Origin of the sequence: Kribbella sp. NPDC050470 (assembly GCF_044458365.1) — a bacterium.
In the GTDB taxonomy this organism is placed as follows: domain Bacteria; phylum Actinomycetota; class Actinomycetes; order Propionibacteriales; family Kribbellaceae; genus Kribbella.
The window spans coordinates 110,869-125,440 of record NZ_JBITHV010000011.1; the positions used below are offsets into that span (position 1 = coordinate 110,869).

Annotated in this window: 17 protein-coding genes; 4 read left to right on the forward strand and 13 right to left on the reverse strand. The window is 67.7% G+C overall.

Translation table 11 applies throughout. The features are described from left to right. Positions 1-25: 25 nt before the first annotated feature. The 8 genes from ACIBGM_RS31935 to ACIBGM_RS31970 form a co-directional block, all read right to left on the reverse strand. A complete protein-coding gene (locus ACIBGM_RS31935) occupies positions 26-460 on the reverse strand; it encodes a hypothetical protein (RefSeq protein WP_396387649.1) in 435 nt (144 codons plus the stop codon). 71 nt (positions 461-531) lie between these two features. Then, the gene (locus tag ACIBGM_RS31940; RefSeq protein ID WP_360520354.1) at positions 532-681 is read right to left on the reverse strand and encodes a hypothetical protein; all 150 of its coding nucleotides are present in this window, start codon (positions 679-681) and stop codon (positions 532-534) included. Positions 682-1,034: 353 nt separating this feature from the next. Beyond that, positions 1,035-1,406 carry a GerMN domain-containing protein gene (locus ACIBGM_RS31945; RefSeq protein ID WP_396387650.1) on the reverse strand — a complete coding sequence of 124 codons (372 nt, stop codon included), beginning with the start codon at positions 1,404-1,406 and terminating at the stop codon, positions 1,035-1,037. Between the two features lie 679 nt (positions 1,407-2,085). Further along, positions 2,086-2,709 carry a hypothetical protein gene (locus ACIBGM_RS31950; RefSeq protein WP_396387651.1) on the reverse strand — a complete coding sequence of 208 codons (624 nt, stop codon included), beginning with the start codon at positions 2,707-2,709 and terminating at the stop codon, positions 2,086-2,088. 36 nt (positions 2,710-2,745) lie between these two features. Further along, the gene (locus tag ACIBGM_RS31955) at positions 2,746-3,273 is read right to left on the reverse strand and encodes a DUF3592 domain-containing protein (RefSeq protein ID WP_396387652.1); all 528 of its coding nucleotides are present in this window, start codon (positions 3,271-3,273) and stop codon (positions 2,746-2,748) included. Between the two features lie 72 nt (positions 3,274-3,345). Then, entirely contained in the window at positions 3,346-4,947 is a 1,602-nt protein-coding gene (locus tag ACIBGM_RS31960) for an ABC transporter permease (RefSeq protein WP_396387653.1), read from the reverse strand. Next, entirely contained in the window at positions 4,944-5,846 is a 903-nt protein-coding gene (locus tag ACIBGM_RS31965) for an ATP-binding cassette domain-containing protein (RefSeq protein ID WP_396387654.1), read from the reverse strand. The genes ACIBGM_RS31960 and ACIBGM_RS31965 overlap by 4 nt, the downstream gene beginning before the upstream one ends. An 84-nt stretch (positions 5,847-5,930) precedes the next feature. Continuing rightward, complete coding sequence (locus ACIBGM_RS31970) at positions 5,931-6,563, reverse strand: TetR family transcriptional regulator (protein WP_396387655.1); 633 nt, start codon at positions 6,561-6,563, stop codon at positions 5,931-5,933. A 436-nt stretch (positions 6,564-6,999) separates the two neighbouring features. On the opposite strand from ACIBGM_RS31970, the gene ACIBGM_RS31975 reads away from it, so the two are divergent. The 3 genes from ACIBGM_RS31975 to ACIBGM_RS31985 are packed head-to-tail and all read left to right on the forward strand — an operon-like array spanning position 7,000 to position 9,970. Then, entirely contained in the window at positions 7,000-7,446 is a 447-nt protein-coding gene (locus ACIBGM_RS31975) for a CBS domain-containing protein (protein ID WP_396387656.1), read from the forward strand. 34 nt (positions 7,447-7,480) lie between these two features. Beyond that, positions 7,481-8,770 (forward strand): SLC13 family permease, encoded by a 1,290-nt coding sequence (locus ACIBGM_RS31980; RefSeq protein WP_396387657.1) that lies wholly within the window; start codon positions 7,481-7,483, stop codon positions 8,768-8,770. Between the two features lie 21 nt (positions 8,771-8,791). Next, entirely contained in the window at positions 8,792-9,970 is a 1,179-nt protein-coding gene (locus tag ACIBGM_RS31985) for a cation:proton antiporter (protein ID WP_396387658.1), read from the forward strand. 2 nt (positions 9,971-9,972) lie between these two features. Here ACIBGM_RS31985 and ACIBGM_RS31990 read toward each other — a convergent pair whose 3' ends face one another. The 5 genes from ACIBGM_RS31990 to ACIBGM_RS32010 all read right to left on the reverse strand — a co-directional run bounded on the left by ACIBGM_RS31990 (position 9,973) and on the right by ACIBGM_RS32010 (position 13,757). Beyond that, on the reverse strand, positions 9,973-10,749 hold the full coding sequence (locus ACIBGM_RS31990; RefSeq protein ID WP_360520330.1) for a hypothetical protein: 777 nt from the start codon (positions 10,747-10,749) through the stop codon (positions 9,973-9,975). A gap of 277 nt (positions 10,750-11,026) precedes the next feature. Continuing rightward, complete coding sequence (locus ACIBGM_RS31995) at positions 11,027-11,782, reverse strand: ABC transporter permease (RefSeq protein ID WP_396387659.1); 756 nt, start codon at positions 11,780-11,782, stop codon at positions 11,027-11,029. Then, the gene (locus ACIBGM_RS32000) at positions 11,779-12,492 is read right to left on the reverse strand and encodes an ABC transporter ATP-binding protein (RefSeq protein WP_360520326.1); all 714 of its coding nucleotides are present in this window, start codon (positions 12,490-12,492) and stop codon (positions 11,779-11,781) included. The genes ACIBGM_RS31995 and ACIBGM_RS32000 overlap by 4 nt, the downstream gene beginning before the upstream one ends. Then, the gene (locus tag ACIBGM_RS32005) at positions 12,485-13,039 is read right to left on the reverse strand and encodes a TetR family transcriptional regulator (RefSeq protein WP_360520324.1); all 555 of its coding nucleotides are present in this window, start codon (positions 13,037-13,039) and stop codon (positions 12,485-12,487) included. The genes ACIBGM_RS32000 and ACIBGM_RS32005 overlap by 8 nt, the downstream gene beginning before the upstream one ends. A 133-nt stretch (positions 13,040-13,172) precedes the next feature. Then, positions 13,173-13,757, reverse strand: a complete 585-nt coding sequence (locus ACIBGM_RS32010) for a TetR/AcrR family transcriptional regulator (protein WP_396387660.1) — start codon at positions 13,755-13,757, stop codon at positions 13,173-13,175. Positions 13,758-13,798: 41 nt separating this feature from the next. Here ACIBGM_RS32010 and ACIBGM_RS32015 point away from each other — a divergent pair, with 41 nt between their 5' ends. Then, positions 13,799-14,476, forward strand: a complete 678-nt coding sequence (locus ACIBGM_RS32015; RefSeq protein WP_396387661.1) for a haloacid dehalogenase type II — start codon at positions 13,799-13,801, stop codon at positions 14,474-14,476. The last annotated feature ends 96 nt before the right edge of the window (positions 14,477-14,572 follow it).

The window sequence follows — 14,572 nt, forward strand, 5'->3', positions numbered from 1 at the left end:
AGTTGCACGCACATTGACCACGCCTCTACGGCTTGGTGCCGCCCATCAAGTACACATTCTCCATCGAGATCGCCATGCCGCGGGAGAAGGTGGTCGGGCTGCTCGAGGACCCGGCACAGCGGCCGAAATGGCTGCGGGCCTGGTGCTGCACGAGCCGCTGAGTGGGGAGGACGGGCAGCTGGGCGGCAAGCCGCGGGTCGTGATGCAGATGGACCAGCGGACCTTCGAGGGCATCGAGACCATCACCCGCCGGGGGCCGGCAGACCTGCGCGAGCTCCAGACAACGAGCGTCGTTCACTCCTGCCTCGGAGGGCCGCGAGCCACTAGCGATCGCCCAGACCTGGTTCAGCGGCGGCCGGACGAGCCGTCGGTGGCCCTTGGTGCGCGCAGTTGACAGCATGTCCACGACGTGCTCGCCGAGCGGGTCGGGGGCGGCGCGGCCGTAGTAGTCGCCGCCCACGACCTTGCCGACACGTCGCTTGCGTCCGGCAGCGGAATCGTTGCAATAGGCAACAGTTGCCGCGCGACTGATCAGATCCGCGGAAGCTGCTCGTCCGGGTTCTCGTCGGGGTCGACCTCGGGCTCTGGGTACGGCGTGATGTCCGGATCGTCCGGCTGGTCTTGACCGGGCAGGTCCGGGTCGAGTGGATCGGGCGGCGGTGGAACTGGTGTCGTGGTCATGGTGCCTCCTGGAGTTGGACGGACATCGGTGGGGAGATGCGGACCGCCGTGCTGTCGCTACCAAGCCGTCGGGCCTGCCAGGCGCCATCCGCGGACGGGCAGTCAGCGCAGCAGAACCTGGGTCTGTGTGTCGATCTGGTACCCGGCAGGACCGGATTCATGTGTAGGTGAAAGCTGACGGGGATCGCGCTGTCGATGCCAGCCAACCGGCGACGCGAACTGGTCCGGGCGCTCGATGCCTTTGCCGCGGCAGTCGACGAACCCGCCGTAGTCGCCGAGGCTGCGTGGCTGCACGGCGTACTGGCTGTCGGCCCGCTCGCTGGTGCACTGGTCGGGCCGGGACTGAGGTTGTATCAGCGCGCACGAAGTGATGCATAGTCGCCCGCGGTCAGCGGCTCGGTTGTCAGCGCGCCGTCGGCAAGCAGGGTCTCGACGGGGACGCCGCCGCGTTGGAACGTCACTTGGTCGATGGACGGCAGCGCCGTGAAGGACAACACGATCTGGCCGACCGCGAGCACGTTCTCGGTGCTCGATCGTCCTTCGGTCTCGCCTCCGAGTTCGAGCACCACGCGAGTTCCCTGGATCTCGGCCACCGACAGTTGCAGGCCGTCCGGCAGGGCTGAGGTGATTCCGTTGGCCTGCTCGGTCTCGTTGGGCCCGGCTTGCAGCGCCTGGATGACGGTGTCGATGCGGTCTGTCTGCGCAGTGCTCGGTGCCTCGCGCAACAATCCGACCAAGCGTCGTTGCGGACGAAATCAACCTGGACGGCCGGCATGCCGGGGACGGCAGTCGCCGGAGTGGCCGGCTGTTGAGGGCTGCGAAGCACTGTCGGGACGACTTCTGGGTCGATAGGGGCCGGCGTCGACTGCATCGGCACGCCGCACGCCGCCAGCAGCAGTACCGCCGGCACGAGCCATCGTGTCGGTGTCAAGCGCCGCCTCCGCATTCCATCGTCTGGCGGGGCGGATTCACCAGGTTGGCCGACCGAAACGCCACAAGGCCGAGGACGGCGTTGTGGTGGGATGCATGCGACGGACGCCCCTCAACGGCCGTCGCAGCATCCACTCGGCCCGGTGTGCAAGCGACCATCCGCCCGGACCTGTCGACGACGCTAGAACACGAAGCGACAGGCATCCAGCGCCGCGATCACCGCCAGGGGGGAATGTCAAGAAGTCTCAATCCCCACGTCAAACAACCGCGAGATCCGGAGCGGTCTGCCGCGAGTCCGGCTGCGCGACCGACGGTGCGACACCTGAGGTTGACCCGGCCGGGTGGGGGTTTCTTGACCGGCCGGGTCAGACGTCCGCCGGAAACCCGTCCGGCTTGTGTCACGCTGCGACGATAACGCCGGCCTCGTGCTCTGCGACTACCTCCGCAAGACCGTCACAGACTCTCAACATGCGCTCAATGCGCCGTCACGAGCGGCTGAATCGGGCCATCGTTGACGACCAGAACCACTGCGCGGACGACGTGGATCGTCGTGAATGTCAGGAACAGTGGACCAGGCCAGGCGAAGCGGTACGACGCGCGTGCGGCGCGATTCTCAGCTCCGATCCGAGCCTTTGCGGCAGCCCGGTTGATGAGTCTCGCGAGGTCGGCCTGTGTGCCGAAGTCACCGGCGGCCACCTGGGCGTTGGCCGCCTCGACCCCAGCCGCGATGAAGCTGCGGTAGCTCGTCGTGATCCGCAGGTTGCTACCGCTGGTCGCAGCAGTGACGTGGGTCAGCGGGATGTCAGCTCGCCGGAGCGGGTTGCGCACGACGACGTGTGTCCGGGTTACGGCAAGCGACGACGACGCGTAGAGGTAGAGACCGCCCAGCAGGACAAGGAAGAAGATCTGCAACCACCAGTCGCCGCCGGTGAGGTCGTCGCCCTTGCCTTCCGGGAAGTAGGTCAGGGACACGCTGAGGACGGATTCTCCGACGAGGAAGGCGCCTGCGATCGTTCGCAGAACCGGTCGGTGGTAGCGCACGTCGGCGTCCGGATAGCCGGCGATCCCGCGCGCAGTCCTGGGGCGCAGCAGCGTCATGTGGTCCTTCCTCCGAACGGGCGGCAGTAGGCGTTGCTAGCGGTCCCAGGCTTCGGCGAGTGACTTGAGCCTGGCTCGTACACGACGGGATGCGCCTGCGAGTCCGCCCCATGGGCGGCCGAGGCGATAGGCCCTGATGCCCAGGACGCCGCCAGTGATCGCGATGGCGCCGGGGACGATCAGGCGGGATGCGATGCCGCCGAGTGAGCCGTCCCAATCGGCGTTGAAGTCGTCGAGGACCATGTTCTGGTCCGGGGACAGCGGGTCGATCATCAAGTCGACCGATTCTCCTACCGCGGCAGGGTCGAGCTCCAGGTCGTCGTTACTGCTGACGAAGCTGACTTCGGTGTGTCGTCCGTCGCGAAGGACGACCTCGGCCGCCAGCGGCTCACCTGTGCGGCTCTCCGCGAGGACGCTGACCACCACACCGGTCGTCTGCTGTCCACGGGCACGAAGCAGTGACCGGAGCTCGTTCTCGGCAGCGAACTCGTTCACGGTGATGCCTCCGAGCACGATGCCGGCCGTCGCGACGATGGCGAAGAAGAACGGTCCAGGACCCGACATGGATCCAAGGATGCCTCATCCGCTGATGCCGTCTCCCGGCTGAGCGTTCGGTCGGGAGACGGCGCGCGGTGGTCAGGAGGATTCGATGTCGCGGTGGTGGAAGAGGGTGCTGCCGGTGACTGCGAGGGTGGCGGCGAGGGCCGTCAGTACTGCGAGGGGCGTCACTGGCAGGTCCGCGAGTGGCATGGCTGTGGTGTGGGCGAACGGCGACAGATCGGTCACCCAGCCGGGGAGGTCGAGGAGGGCGCCGAACATGCCGAAGAAGACTGCGTAGGCGACGACGATCCACGCGAGGGTGGCCAGTGCCGGGCGCAGGCCGAACAGGGCTGCGGTGAGACCGGCGATCAAGGCCACCGCTGGGAGGAAGGCCAGTGTGCCTGCCGTGACTTCGGCGACGGTGCTCAGGCCGGCGTCTCCGGTGGCGGCGCCGATGCCGACGCCGAGTCCGCTGAGAGCCAGCAGGATGGCGGACGCGAGGGTCGTGTAGCCGAGCCAGGCGAAGTACCAGCGGGGTCGGCTGACCGAGGTGGCGAGCGCCGCCTCGGTGTGGCCGCTGCGTTCCTCGGACCGCAGCCGAAGTACCGACGTGACGGCGAAGGCGCCGACGAGCAGGGCGAAGAACAGCGCCATGGTGGCGTAGAACGCGTCGAGTGGATCTTGGCCGTGGGCGGTGAAGATCTCGCCCATCTGCGGGTTGTTCGCGACGGCGTCGGTGACGGAGTCGCTGAGCGATCCGCTGGGTACGGCGAACACGAACAGCCCGGCCGCCCATCCGATCAGGGCGGTGCGCTGCTGACGTGCCGCGAGCCCGAACGGTGTCGACAGCGACGGTGCGGCGTCAGCCCGGCCCAGCCTGGCCGGGATCAGCCCGGCGCCGACGTCACGCCGTACGGACAGGAAGTAGCCGACGGCAACCGACACCGCAAGGACCGCGATCGCCAACAGGAGTGGCCACCAGCGCAGGTCGACGAAGGGCCGAGCCTGCTGGGTCCAGGCCAGTGGCGACAGCCAGGACAGGACGTTGCCGCCGGGCTGGGAGACGTCACCGATCGCGCGGAGGAGGAAGGCGGCGCCGACAGCGGCCATGGCGAGACTCGAGGCGGCGCGGGAGTGCTCGGTCAGTTGCGTGGTGACGGTGGCGATGCCTGCGAAGGCGAGTCCGGTGAGGCCGATGCCGGCGCCGACGGCGAACGAGTCGGCCGCAGCCAGGTCGCCGCTGAGCATCGCGAGCGCGGTGAGGAGGGCGACGCCGATGTTGGCGATCACCGCCACGATGAGGGCAGCGGTGGTGGCGGCGTGCCGTCCGACGACGGTGGAGCGGACGAGTTCGGCGCGTCCGGTTTCCTCCTCGGCGCGGGTGTGGCGGGTGATGAGGAAGATGCTCATCATCGCTGCAGGGATGGCGAGGTAGAGCACCATTTCGTTGGTGATCATCGCGCCGAGGGTGTAGTTGTCGAGGCCGTAGCCGGGGCCGGACATCATGGTGGCGGCGGGGGAGTCCATGAGTTCGGCCCGGACCTGGCGTTCTTCCGGAGTGCCGTAGACGGTAGGGAGGGCGCTGACGGCGTACAGCATGCCGAGGCCGATGCCGCCGATCCAGATCGGCAGTTTGACCCGGTTGCGGCGTAGTGCGAAGCGGACCAGGGTGCCGGTAGCGGTGAGGTTCTCGTTCATGCCTGGGCTCCGACGAGTTCGTCGCCGTACTGGCGGAGGAAGAGTTGCTCCAGTGACGGGGGAGCGCTGTGCAGCGTGCGTACACCGAACTGCCCCAGCGACTGTACGACGGCCGGCAGGTGGTCGGCGTCGACGTCGAAGGTGACCTCGCTCCCGTCATAGCGCAGGTCGTGGACGCCTGGGACCGTCGACAGTGCAGTGGGGTCGCGGTCGACGGCGGCGGTGATCGTCGTACGGGTGAGGTGCCGTAGCTCGGCGAGAGTGCCGGACTGGACGGCGCGGCCGTTGCGGATGATCGTGACCGTGTCGCACAGCTTCTCGACCTCGGCGAGGATGTGGCTGGACAGGAGCACCGAGCGCCCGGCCTGCTTCGCCTCGGCGATGCATTCCTGGAAGACGGTCTCCATCAACGGGTCGAGACCGGAGGTCGGTTCATCCAGGACGAGGAGTTCGACGTCGGATGCGAGCGCCGCTACCAAGGCGACCTTCTGGCGGTTGCCCTTGCTGTAGGTGCGGCCCTTCTTGGTCGGGTCGAGCTCGAACCGGTCGAGCAGCTCAGCCTTGCGGGTCTTGTCCGAACCACCGCGCAGCCGGGAGAGGAGGTCGATCGCCTCGCCTCCGGTCAGATTCGGCCAGAGGCTGACCTCCCCGGGGACGTAGGCCAGCCTCCGGTGCAGTGCGACCGCATCGACCCATGGTTGACGTCCCAGCACCGAGACGTCGCCGGCGTCGGCTCGGAGCAGGCCGAGCACGATCCTGATGGTAGTGGACTTTCCGGCCCCGTTCGGGCCGAGGAAACCGGCCACCTGGCCGGTCGGTACGGACAGTTCGAGCCCGTCGAGCGCCTTGACCTGGCCGAAGGACTTGTGCAGTTGGGAAATCTCCAGGGCAGCAGTCATTGCTGAACCTCTCCAGAGTGATCCGGGGTAACCCGGCGAAATGTCGTCGTGGGGACGCCGCTGCGGGCGTCGTGTCCGCACGTACTACGGCTTCGCGGAGCCGTCAGGCGGATCGCTGACGTACATCAGGTACTCGTCGAGCATCGAGCGGTCGACGAACAGCCCGTCGGTGAACAACTCCAGCGCGGGCAAGGTGATCTCATCCGAGAGTCTGCGGAGCTCGGCGCGGAAGTCTTCCAGCTCCACCGGGCCCTGGCGCAGGGACATCCACAGCAGCAGCGAGCCCATCCCCTGGTAGGTCAGATACCGGGCGCGGCCGGCGGGGTCTCGGCTCGGCCGGATCGTGCCGGCCTGGACGCCGGCCTCGAGGTACGTCTCGGCGTCGGCGCACATCTGCTCGACGAAGGCGTTGCCCAGCTCGCCACCGGCCTGCATGCTGCGCAGTGAGTACAGAGCGTGCGGCGCGTACTCCTCGATCTCGGCGAGCTGCGCGATCATGCCCGCCGGGCTGCCGGTGGTCGCCTTCGTCTTCTCCGACCGGACGACATCGAGCACGTAGGCGTCACAGGCTTTGCGTAGTCCGTCCTTGGAGCCGAAGTGGTGGACCACCAAGCCGGCCGTCACTCCCGCATCGGCCGCGACCGCCCGCAGGCCGGCGGCGAAGCCGTCGCGTCCGAACCGGAGGATCGCCGCGTCTCGGATCCGCTCAGCCGTCATCGCCCCGGCTCCACCAACGGGCGGGGCGTCCGACACCCGGATTGAACGCACGTTCAAAGCCTAAACCGCTGTTCAATCCGCGCGCAAGACCGCGCCTTGTCTGTCATGGCAGCTGTCCAAGCTGCGGCTCCAGATCCTCGCAATCCTGCAGTCTCCGAGAACGCAGTCGCTGTCGCGGCCGGTGGATGTTGCTGTCGACAACAGACGGTTGCGGTTCCCGGCTGAAACGGGGTCAGGGTGTGGCCTCGGTTGCTCCGGGCACCGGGAATGGGAGAGGGTAGGAATCGGAGCGCCGGGAAGTCTGGTCGGCACGCCCGCACCCGTCTGGGATGTGGGCGGTTCGCGACGTCCTGGGAGGTCTCCGTGCCGAGCAGTTCCGCGTGTCGCCAGGCTGTGCCGACGTCACCTGTCCGGCGGTCCGGCGTACTGTGGGACTGTGCACGGAAAGCAGATGGCCGAGGAGTATCCGGTGATCGGCTTGGACGACGACGCCCGTCGGGCCGTGGAGTTGCTCGCCTCGCGTCGGCTGCCGGGCTTGATCGTGACCGGCGAGGACGGGAGTCCTTACGCGGTGCTGCCGGCGTCGCAGGTGGTGAAATTCCTGGTGCCGACGTACGTGCAGGACGACCCGGCGCTGGCTCGGGTGATCGAGGAGTCTCTGGCCGATCAGGTGGCCGACAAACTGTCCGGCGTGACGGTGCGCAAGCTGCTGCCGGCGGAGCCCACCGAGGTGCCGGTGGTGAACCACGACGACACGATCCTGGAAGTCGCGGCGATCATGGCTCGGCTGCGGTGCCCGCTGGTCGCGGTCATGAAGGACAAGGAGATTCTGGGCGCGGTCACCGCATCCCGGCTGCTCGAGCTCGCGACGTCGCCGCACTGACCGGCGCGGATCCGTCGTACGGCGGGTGCCGCGGATGACCGTCATCGCGGTGCTGGTGTTCGTCGTCGCCTATGTGCTGATCGCGACCGAGTGGACGCACAAACTCCTGGCCGCACTCGGTGGCGCGGCACTGTTGCTGGCGCTCGGGGTCACGGATGCCGAGCACGCGTTCTACTCGCACGAGACCGGTGTCGACTGGGATGTCATCTTCCTGCTGTTCGGGATGATGGTGATCGTCGGCATCGTTCGGCGTACCGGGGTGTTCGAGTACATTGCGATCTGGGCGGCGAAGCGGGCGAAAGGGTCGCCGTTGCGGGTGATGATCCTGCTCACGCTGATCACTGCGGTGGCCTCGGCCCTGCTCGACAATGTGACCACCGTGCTGCTGATCGCGCCGGTGACCTTGCTGGTGTGCGACCGGCTCGGTATCAATCCGGTGCCGTTCCTGATCGCGGAGGTGCTGGCTTCCAACATCGGTGGTGCGGCGACGCTGATCGGTGACCCGCCGAACATCATCATCGCCAGCCGGTCCGGGTTGACCTTCAACGACTTCCTGATTCACATGGCGCCGCTGGTGGTCATCACGCTGATCGTGTTCACGCTGGTGCTGCCGTGGCTGTTCAAGGGCTCGTTCACGGTGGATCCGGACCGGGTGGACGGGGTCATGCGGCTGAACGAGCGCGAGGCGATCGAGGATCCGCGGCTGCTGATCAAGTGCGGCGCGGTGCTGCTGCTGGTGTTCGTCGGCTTTGTCGGCCGCGCGGTCGTGGACATCGAGCCCTCGATCGTGGCGCTGCTCGGGGCGGGGCTCCTGGTGCTGATCTCAGGGGTGGAGACCCGGCACTACATGGCGAGTGTGGAGTGGCAGACGTTGCTGTTCTTCGCGGGCCTCTTCATCATGGTCGGCGCGCTGGTCAAGACCGGCGTGATCGGCGAGCTGGCCGATCAGATCGGCGAGGTGATCGAGGGCCGCGCGCTGCTGGCGGTGATGCTGATCCTGGTCGTGTCGGCGGTGCTGTCCGGGATCGTGGACAACATCCCGTACGTCGCGACGATGAGCCCGGTCGTCCTCGAGCTGACCAAGAGCATCCCGGATCCGGTGCAGGCCGAGGCGTTGTGGTGGTCGCTGGCGATTGGCGCGGACTTCGGCGGCAACGCGACCGCGGTCGGGGCGAGCGCCAACGTGGTGGTCATCGGGCTCGCCCTGCGGGCCGGTCATCCGATCAGCTTCTGGGAGTTCACTCGCAAGGGTGTGGTGATGACCGCGATCACGATCATTGTTGCGGTGCCGTACCTGTGGTTGCGCTATTTCGTGCTGGCCTGATCGCCTCGTGGGGGATTGCTGATGCTGCTGCTGTGTTTCGCCGTGGTGCTGTTGCTCGCGGTGCTGGTGTCGAGTCTGACGCACCGGACGATCCTGTCCACGGCCGTGCTGTTCCTGCTTGCCGGATTCGTGCTCGGCCCGGAGACGTCCGGCGTCCTGGACCTGCGGCCGGAGTCCGATGTCGTGGCGATCCTGGCCGAGCTCGCGCTGTTCGCCGTACTGTTCACCGACGGCATGCGGGTTGGGTGGGCTGACCTCCGCTCGGCTTGGCGACTGCCCGGGCGGGCGCTTGGCTGGGGATTGCCGCTGACCCTCGTCGTCACGGCGGTGGCGGCGCACTACGTCGCCGGCCTCGACTGGCCGGAGGCCCTGCTGGTCGGGGCGATCCTGGCGCCGACGGATCCGGTGTTCGCCTCGGCACTGGTCGGGAACGACAAGGTTCCGGCGCGCTTGCGGCATCTGCTCAACGTGGAGTCGGGAGTGAACGACGGCCTGGCGTTGCCGTTCGTGATGGTGTTCCTGGCGATCGCGGCGCATTCCGAGGACCTGCATCTCGGGGAGCTGGCGCTGGAGTTGGGCCTGGGCATCGTCATCGGCGTGGTGGTTCCGTGGGTGGCCATCCGGCTGGAACGAACCCGGTTCTTCTCCGCGTCGACGCAGTACGAGCCCTTGAACGCGGTGGCGATCGGACTCCTGGTGCTGGCGCTCGGCAAGACGATGCACGGCAACCTGTTCCTCGCCGCGTTCGCGGCCGGGATCACCGTCGCCACCTTCGGTCCGCGGCAGCGGGAGGCGTTCGAGCACTTCGGTGAGCTGATCTCGGAGTCGCTCAAGCTGGCTGCGCTGCTGGTGTTCGGCGCGCTGATCTCGCTCGAGTTCCTCGGCGAGATCTCCTGGCAGGGGTGGGTCTTCGCGATCGGCGCGCTGGTCGTCGCTCGGCCACTGGCCCTGGCGGTGTCGTTCTTCCGCTCTGGTCTGGGAGCCCGCGAACAGATCGCCGCGATGTGGTTCGGCCCGAAGGGATTTGCCTCAGTCGTCTACGGCTTGATCGTGGTGGAGTCAGGCATCCCGGCCGCTGACGAGGTCTTCCATCTGGTCGCGCTCACCATCGTGCTGTCGATCATCGCCCACTCGTCCACCGACGTCGTCGTCGCCCGCTCCTTCGAGCACGCCGACCTGAAGGCGACGGCGCAGACCTAGTGTCAGGTTCCGGACTGAGTCGCGGCCAGGACGGACGTGGCCTTGTCGGCGGCGGTCGTCGTCGCGCCATCGATGTCTTCGGGCACACCCGCGACGACCGTGACCGCCAGCACCACGTCATCGATACCGGTGGAGATCATGGTGACCTCGAGCCCCTCGAGGGGGCCGGACGAGGCAGTGAAGCGTACGGCGACCGGATCAGTGCCGGCCCGTGGCGCCGAGACCTCGCGGACGCTGATCGGGGAGCGGCCCTCACCGGGAATCGACAGGGTCATGGTGCGGCACGCGGCGACGGCTTGTTTGAAGGACTTCTGGAACGCCTGTACGGCGGCGGTCGACCCCAGCGCGTCGAGACTCTCGTCGATGAAGGGCCCTTGTGCGCCGCCGGAGTAGGACTTGGTGGCTGACGCCTTCGATCCGGGTAGCGTGTCGGCGTTGGAGAGGGTCACCAGCCGGGCGCAGCGCGGGTCCTTCGACGCGAGGGTGACGTCGCCGTCCTCGCCGCTGTCACCCGTTTCGATCGAGAAGCCGGCCGGCAGGTCTTCCAGTGCCAGCAGGGCTTTGGCGAGTTGGGCGGCGGTCCGGACCGGCTTCGCGGCCGGACTCGAGGGCGGTACGACGCTCGGCGTCGTAGCGGGCGGAGTCGCAGTGCTGGGAACGGGCGTCGGCGACGCCGCCGTGGACGGACTGGAGGACGCCGCGTCACCGCCGCCGGAGCAAGCGGCCAGGGCAAGCACGAGTACTGCGGCAGCGCAGGCAGGGCGGATGGACTTCGGCATCTTGATCGTCTCCTGGTGAGGGCATGGGTCAGGCGTCGCCGACCAGACTTCCCGGCACACCAGCAAGGCAGTTTCATCGTTGGGTACCGAAACGTTGCCGGCTCGGTACACCGCGCTGGTCCGATTCCGGCGGCACGGGGGAGCCGCCGGAATCGCACGCACCCGCTACATCGTCACGCCCAGGCCCGCGTTACAGCAGTGACGAGATCGTGACCAACCTCGACGGCCACGGGCTGCTGTTCGAGCAACCAGCGCGAGCTGAACGGAACCGCCGGACTCAGCGATCCAGCTGAAGGCGCTGCCAGGAGCGCAGCGTCAGTCCGGTGGCGGTGATGAGTACGGGTACGACGAGTGCCAGTTGGAGGATCGTGACGTTGGCGCCGTTGCTGATCGCCCAGAGTGCGGGGGCGCCGAACGGGAACCAGCCGCCGGTCCCGGCGACCACCGTGATCTGGGACAGCACCAGGATGCCGATCGTGGTCGCGATTCCGGCGAGCACCGAGCGACCCGCGGTCGCGGCCCAGGCAGCGGGAGTCGCGATGGCGGCAGTGAGCACGGTCAGGACGAACTGCCGCGCCATCGCCGGCACGACGTCAGCTGGGACGGGCCCGAGTCCGGCGGCCAGGCCGGCGGCGATCAAGGCGATCAGGAGGGCCGCGGCGGTCACGCATGCCCAGGCGAGGTAGACGACGAGTTTCGCGGTGGCGATCGTGGGTCTGGAGACCGGGATGGCGAACAGGCCGGTGATCGTTCCTTCCTCGAACTCGCGGCTGAACAGCCAGCTCAGGACGACGCCGTACCCGAGCAGGCTCGCCGCGGCGGTCACCTGCGCGGCGATGGTGAGATATCCGGCCCAGCCTCCCGGATGGATGAGCGGACCGAGCTTGGCAGCCAGTTGCGGGTCGTCGGTGCGGACTGCCAGCAGCATCGACGAGCAGATGAGGGTGATGCCGAGCACCATGATGATCGTCGACGCCCGCACCACAGTCGCCCGGACGAACTTGGTGAGCTCGGTGACGAGGCCGACGGTCATGCGGCCACGTCGTCGCTGTGGACGAGGTCGAAGAACGATCGCTCGATGTCGACGCCCTGCGGGTCGAGCGAGCCGATGATCCGCCCGGCGTTGAGCACCGAGATGCGATCGGCGATCCGGGCGACCTCGTCGAGATGATGGCTGCTGACCAGTACGGCGGCGCCGGTCGCTGCCCGTCGTACGAGTGCCTCGCGCAGCAGGATGACGCCGGCAGGGTCGAGAGTGTTGGTGGGCTCGTCCAGCACGATCAGTCGGGGGTTGTGCTGGAGTGCGGAGGCGAGACCGAGGCGCTGCCGGTTACCGAGTGAGAGCTTGCCGGCGCGGCGGTCGGCGTACTGGGCGAGATGGAGTTCGGTCATCGCGGCCGCGACCATCTGGGTGATCTCGGCGGGCGTGACTTGGTGCAGCCGAGCGCTGAGAGCGAGGTTCTGGCGGCTGGTGAGCTCGCGGTAGGCCAGCGGAACGTCGACCAAATGACCGACTTCGCGCCAGTCCGCGTCGTCCAGTGTCTGACCGGCGAGGGCTATTGTGCCCGCCTCCGGCTTGAGCATTCCCAGCAGGAGCCGCATCAAGGTGGACTTGCCGGCGCCGTTGAGGCCGACCAGTGCATGGACCTCGCCTGGTGCGACCGAGATGTCGACACCGCGGATCCCGGTGCCGTCGTCGAACGTCCGGACCAGGTTGCGAGCCTGGATCGCATCCTCAGCCATGGCGGTTCTCCAGCACGTCGAGCGCGGCGTCGATCGCCTGCGACAGATCGTCGCTGTCGGTCAGGCTCCAGTCGAGCAGGGCGGTGTTGAGGGCTCCCAGCACCGCTCCGGCGGCGATCCTCGCGTCGCGATGCGAGGTTCCACCACTCGCCAAGGCGTCAGTGATCACTGCCTCCGTCGCCGCCGTCCCGCTGATCATCGCCGCTCGTAGCGCCGGCGTCCGGGCGACGATCCGCAGCCGGACCCGGACCTCCTCGACCGACGGTGGTAGGAGTTCCTGCCAGGCCGTACGCACGCCCTTGGCTGCACGGCTGATCGGGTCGAGCTTCGCCGGCTGTTGCCGGATCGCGGCACCGATCAGGGGGTCGTACGGATCGTCGACCAGCAGGCTCGCCTTGCTCGGAAAATGCCGGAAGAAGGTCATCTCGGTGACGCCGGCGCGTGCCGCGATCTCGCCGGCGCTGGTGCCGTCGTACCCGCGCTCGGCGAACAGCTCCAAAGCCGCGGTCAGCAACCGCTCCCGGGTCCGCTCCGCTCGTCCACCCACGACTCAATGTTAGCCACTAACATTTCCGCCCGCAACGGCTGCACGGCCGCGCCTCCGTATCCGGACCTCGGCTGGATCCGGGCTGGGAAGGCCGAGCTGCCCGTTGCGGTTGACAAGGACCAGGGGACGGTCTTCAGAGTGCGGTCATTGCCGCGGTGACTGCTGGTTTCAGTTGGCGGCGGGAGGCGCCGGCGCGTGATCTGAGATTGATGGCGTAGGCGAGCAGTGTGAGCATCTCAGCCTGGCCTTCGATCGTCCCGCTGACGCGTAGCTGCTCCTTGCTCTGGGCAACCTTCAGGGCGGCGTGCATGGCGTCCCGTAGTGCATCGTGGTGTTCGGCGAGAAGCATCTGAACGGCGTCCGGCGACGACTCGACATGAGCGTTCGAGACCAGGCAGCCCCAGCCGGCGAAGTCGCCGGAGCAGCGCAACCGGAGCAGGGCGTCGAAGAAGGAGGCGATCGCGGGCAGTCCACGCCGGTCGGTGGCGAGTCGGTCGAACATCGGCAGCGAGCGGTGGTCCAGGTACCTGCGGACGGCCGCGGCGTAGAGCCCGTCCTTGCCTCCGAACGCGTTGTAGAGACTTGACCGGCTGAGTCCGGTCGCCGCGACGACGTCCTGGATGCCTGTCGCCGTCACCCCTTGGCGCCAGAACAGCAACTCGACGGAGGTGAGCACTGCCTCCTCGTCGAAGTGTTTGACATCTGCCACGGGCACCATCGTATCTTGGAACGACTGGTCCAAGATAGAGGAGCCTCCGGATGAGTGCGGTCGAAGTACTGGTGCTGGACGTCAACGAGACCCTGTCGGACCTGGAACCGCTGCGCGAGCGGTTCAAGGCTGTCGGCTTGCCGGCCGACAGCCTGGACACGTGGTTCGCGGCGACGCTGCGAGACGGCTTCGCCCTGACCGCGGCGGGTGCGTCAGCCGAGTTCCGCGTGGTCGGTCGCGATGTGCTCGTCAGCCTGCTGAGCTCGCACGGACTCGATGCAGGGGATGAAACGGTGGGCTCGGTCCTTTCGGGGTTGACCGAGTTGTCGCTTCACCCTGATGTTCTTCCTGGACTGCGTCGACTCCGCGACCTCGGCCTGCGGATCATCACCTTGACGAACGGATCCGCCGCGATGTCCGAGCGGATGTTCACCCAGGGCGGCATCATGCCGTTGCTCGAGCACCGGCTCGACGTGTCGGTCCCAGGCCGCTGGAAGCCGCATCCGGACTCCTATCGGTACGCGGCCGTCGTGTGCGGTGTCCCGGAGGAGCGGATGGCGCTGGTCGCCGTTCACCCGTGGGACATCGACGGTGCACGCCGAGCCGGTCTGCAGGGCTACTACCTCGATCGCCGCCGCACGCCGTACCCGAAGGCCTTCAAGGAACCAGACCTCGCAGTGCCGGACCTGAACGCGCTCGCGGACGTCCTCGCGGAGAAGGTCGGGTAGGACTGGTGCGATGGCATGAGTCCCTTGGTGTGATCGCGGGCTGACATCGATGTCTGCGACAACGCAGGATGCTCGGTACCGCGGCAGTACTGGCAG

Coding starts and splice junctions, on each gene's coding strand:
- ACIBGM_RS31990 (WP_360520330.1), bottom strand. CDS start 10,749: ATGCCGAAGTCCATCCGCCCTGCCTGCGCTGCCGCAGTACTCGTGCTT.
- ACIBGM_RS31980 (WP_396387657.1), top strand. CDS start 7,481: ATGACCGTCATCGCGGTGCTGGTGTTCGTCGTCGCCTATGTGCTGATC.
- ACIBGM_RS31965 (WP_396387654.1), bottom strand. CDS start 5,846: ATGACTGCTGCCCTGGAGATTTCCCAACTGCACAAGTCCTTCGGCCAG.
- ACIBGM_RS32010 (WP_396387660.1), bottom strand. CDS start 13,757: ATGGTGCCCGTGGCAGATGTCAAACACTTCGACGAGGAGGCAGTGCTC.
- ACIBGM_RS31995 (WP_396387659.1), bottom strand. CDS start 11,782: ATGACCGTCGGCCTCGTCACCGAGCTCACCAAGTTCGTCCGGGCGACT.
- ACIBGM_RS31940 (WP_360520354.1), bottom strand. CDS start 681: ATGACCACGACACCAGTTCCACCGCCGCCCGATCCACTCGACCCGGAC.
- ACIBGM_RS31960 (WP_396387653.1), bottom strand. CDS start 4,947: ATGAACGAGAACCTCACCGCTACCGGCACCCTGGTCCGCTTCGCACTA.
- ACIBGM_RS32015 (WP_396387661.1), top strand. CDS start 13,799: ATGAGTGCGGTCGAAGTACTGGTGCTGGACGTCAACGAGACCCTGTCG.
- ACIBGM_RS31955 (WP_396387652.1), bottom strand. CDS start 3,273: ATGTCGGGTCCTGGACCGTTCTTCTTCGCCATCGTCGCGACGGCCGGC.
- ACIBGM_RS31970 (WP_396387655.1), bottom strand. CDS start 6,563: ATGACGGCTGAGCGGATCCGAGACGCGGCGATCCTCCGGTTCGGACGC.
- ACIBGM_RS32000 (WP_360520326.1), bottom strand. CDS start 12,492: ATGGCTGAGGATGCGATCCAGGCTCGCAACCTGGTCCGGACGTTCGAC.
- ACIBGM_RS31985 (WP_396387658.1), top strand. CDS start 8,792: ATGCTGCTGCTGTGTTTCGCCGTGGTGCTGTTGCTCGCGGTGCTGGTG.
- ACIBGM_RS31950 (WP_396387651.1), bottom strand. CDS start 2,709: ATGACGCTGCTGCGCCCCAGGACTGCGCGCGGGATCGCCGGCTATCCG.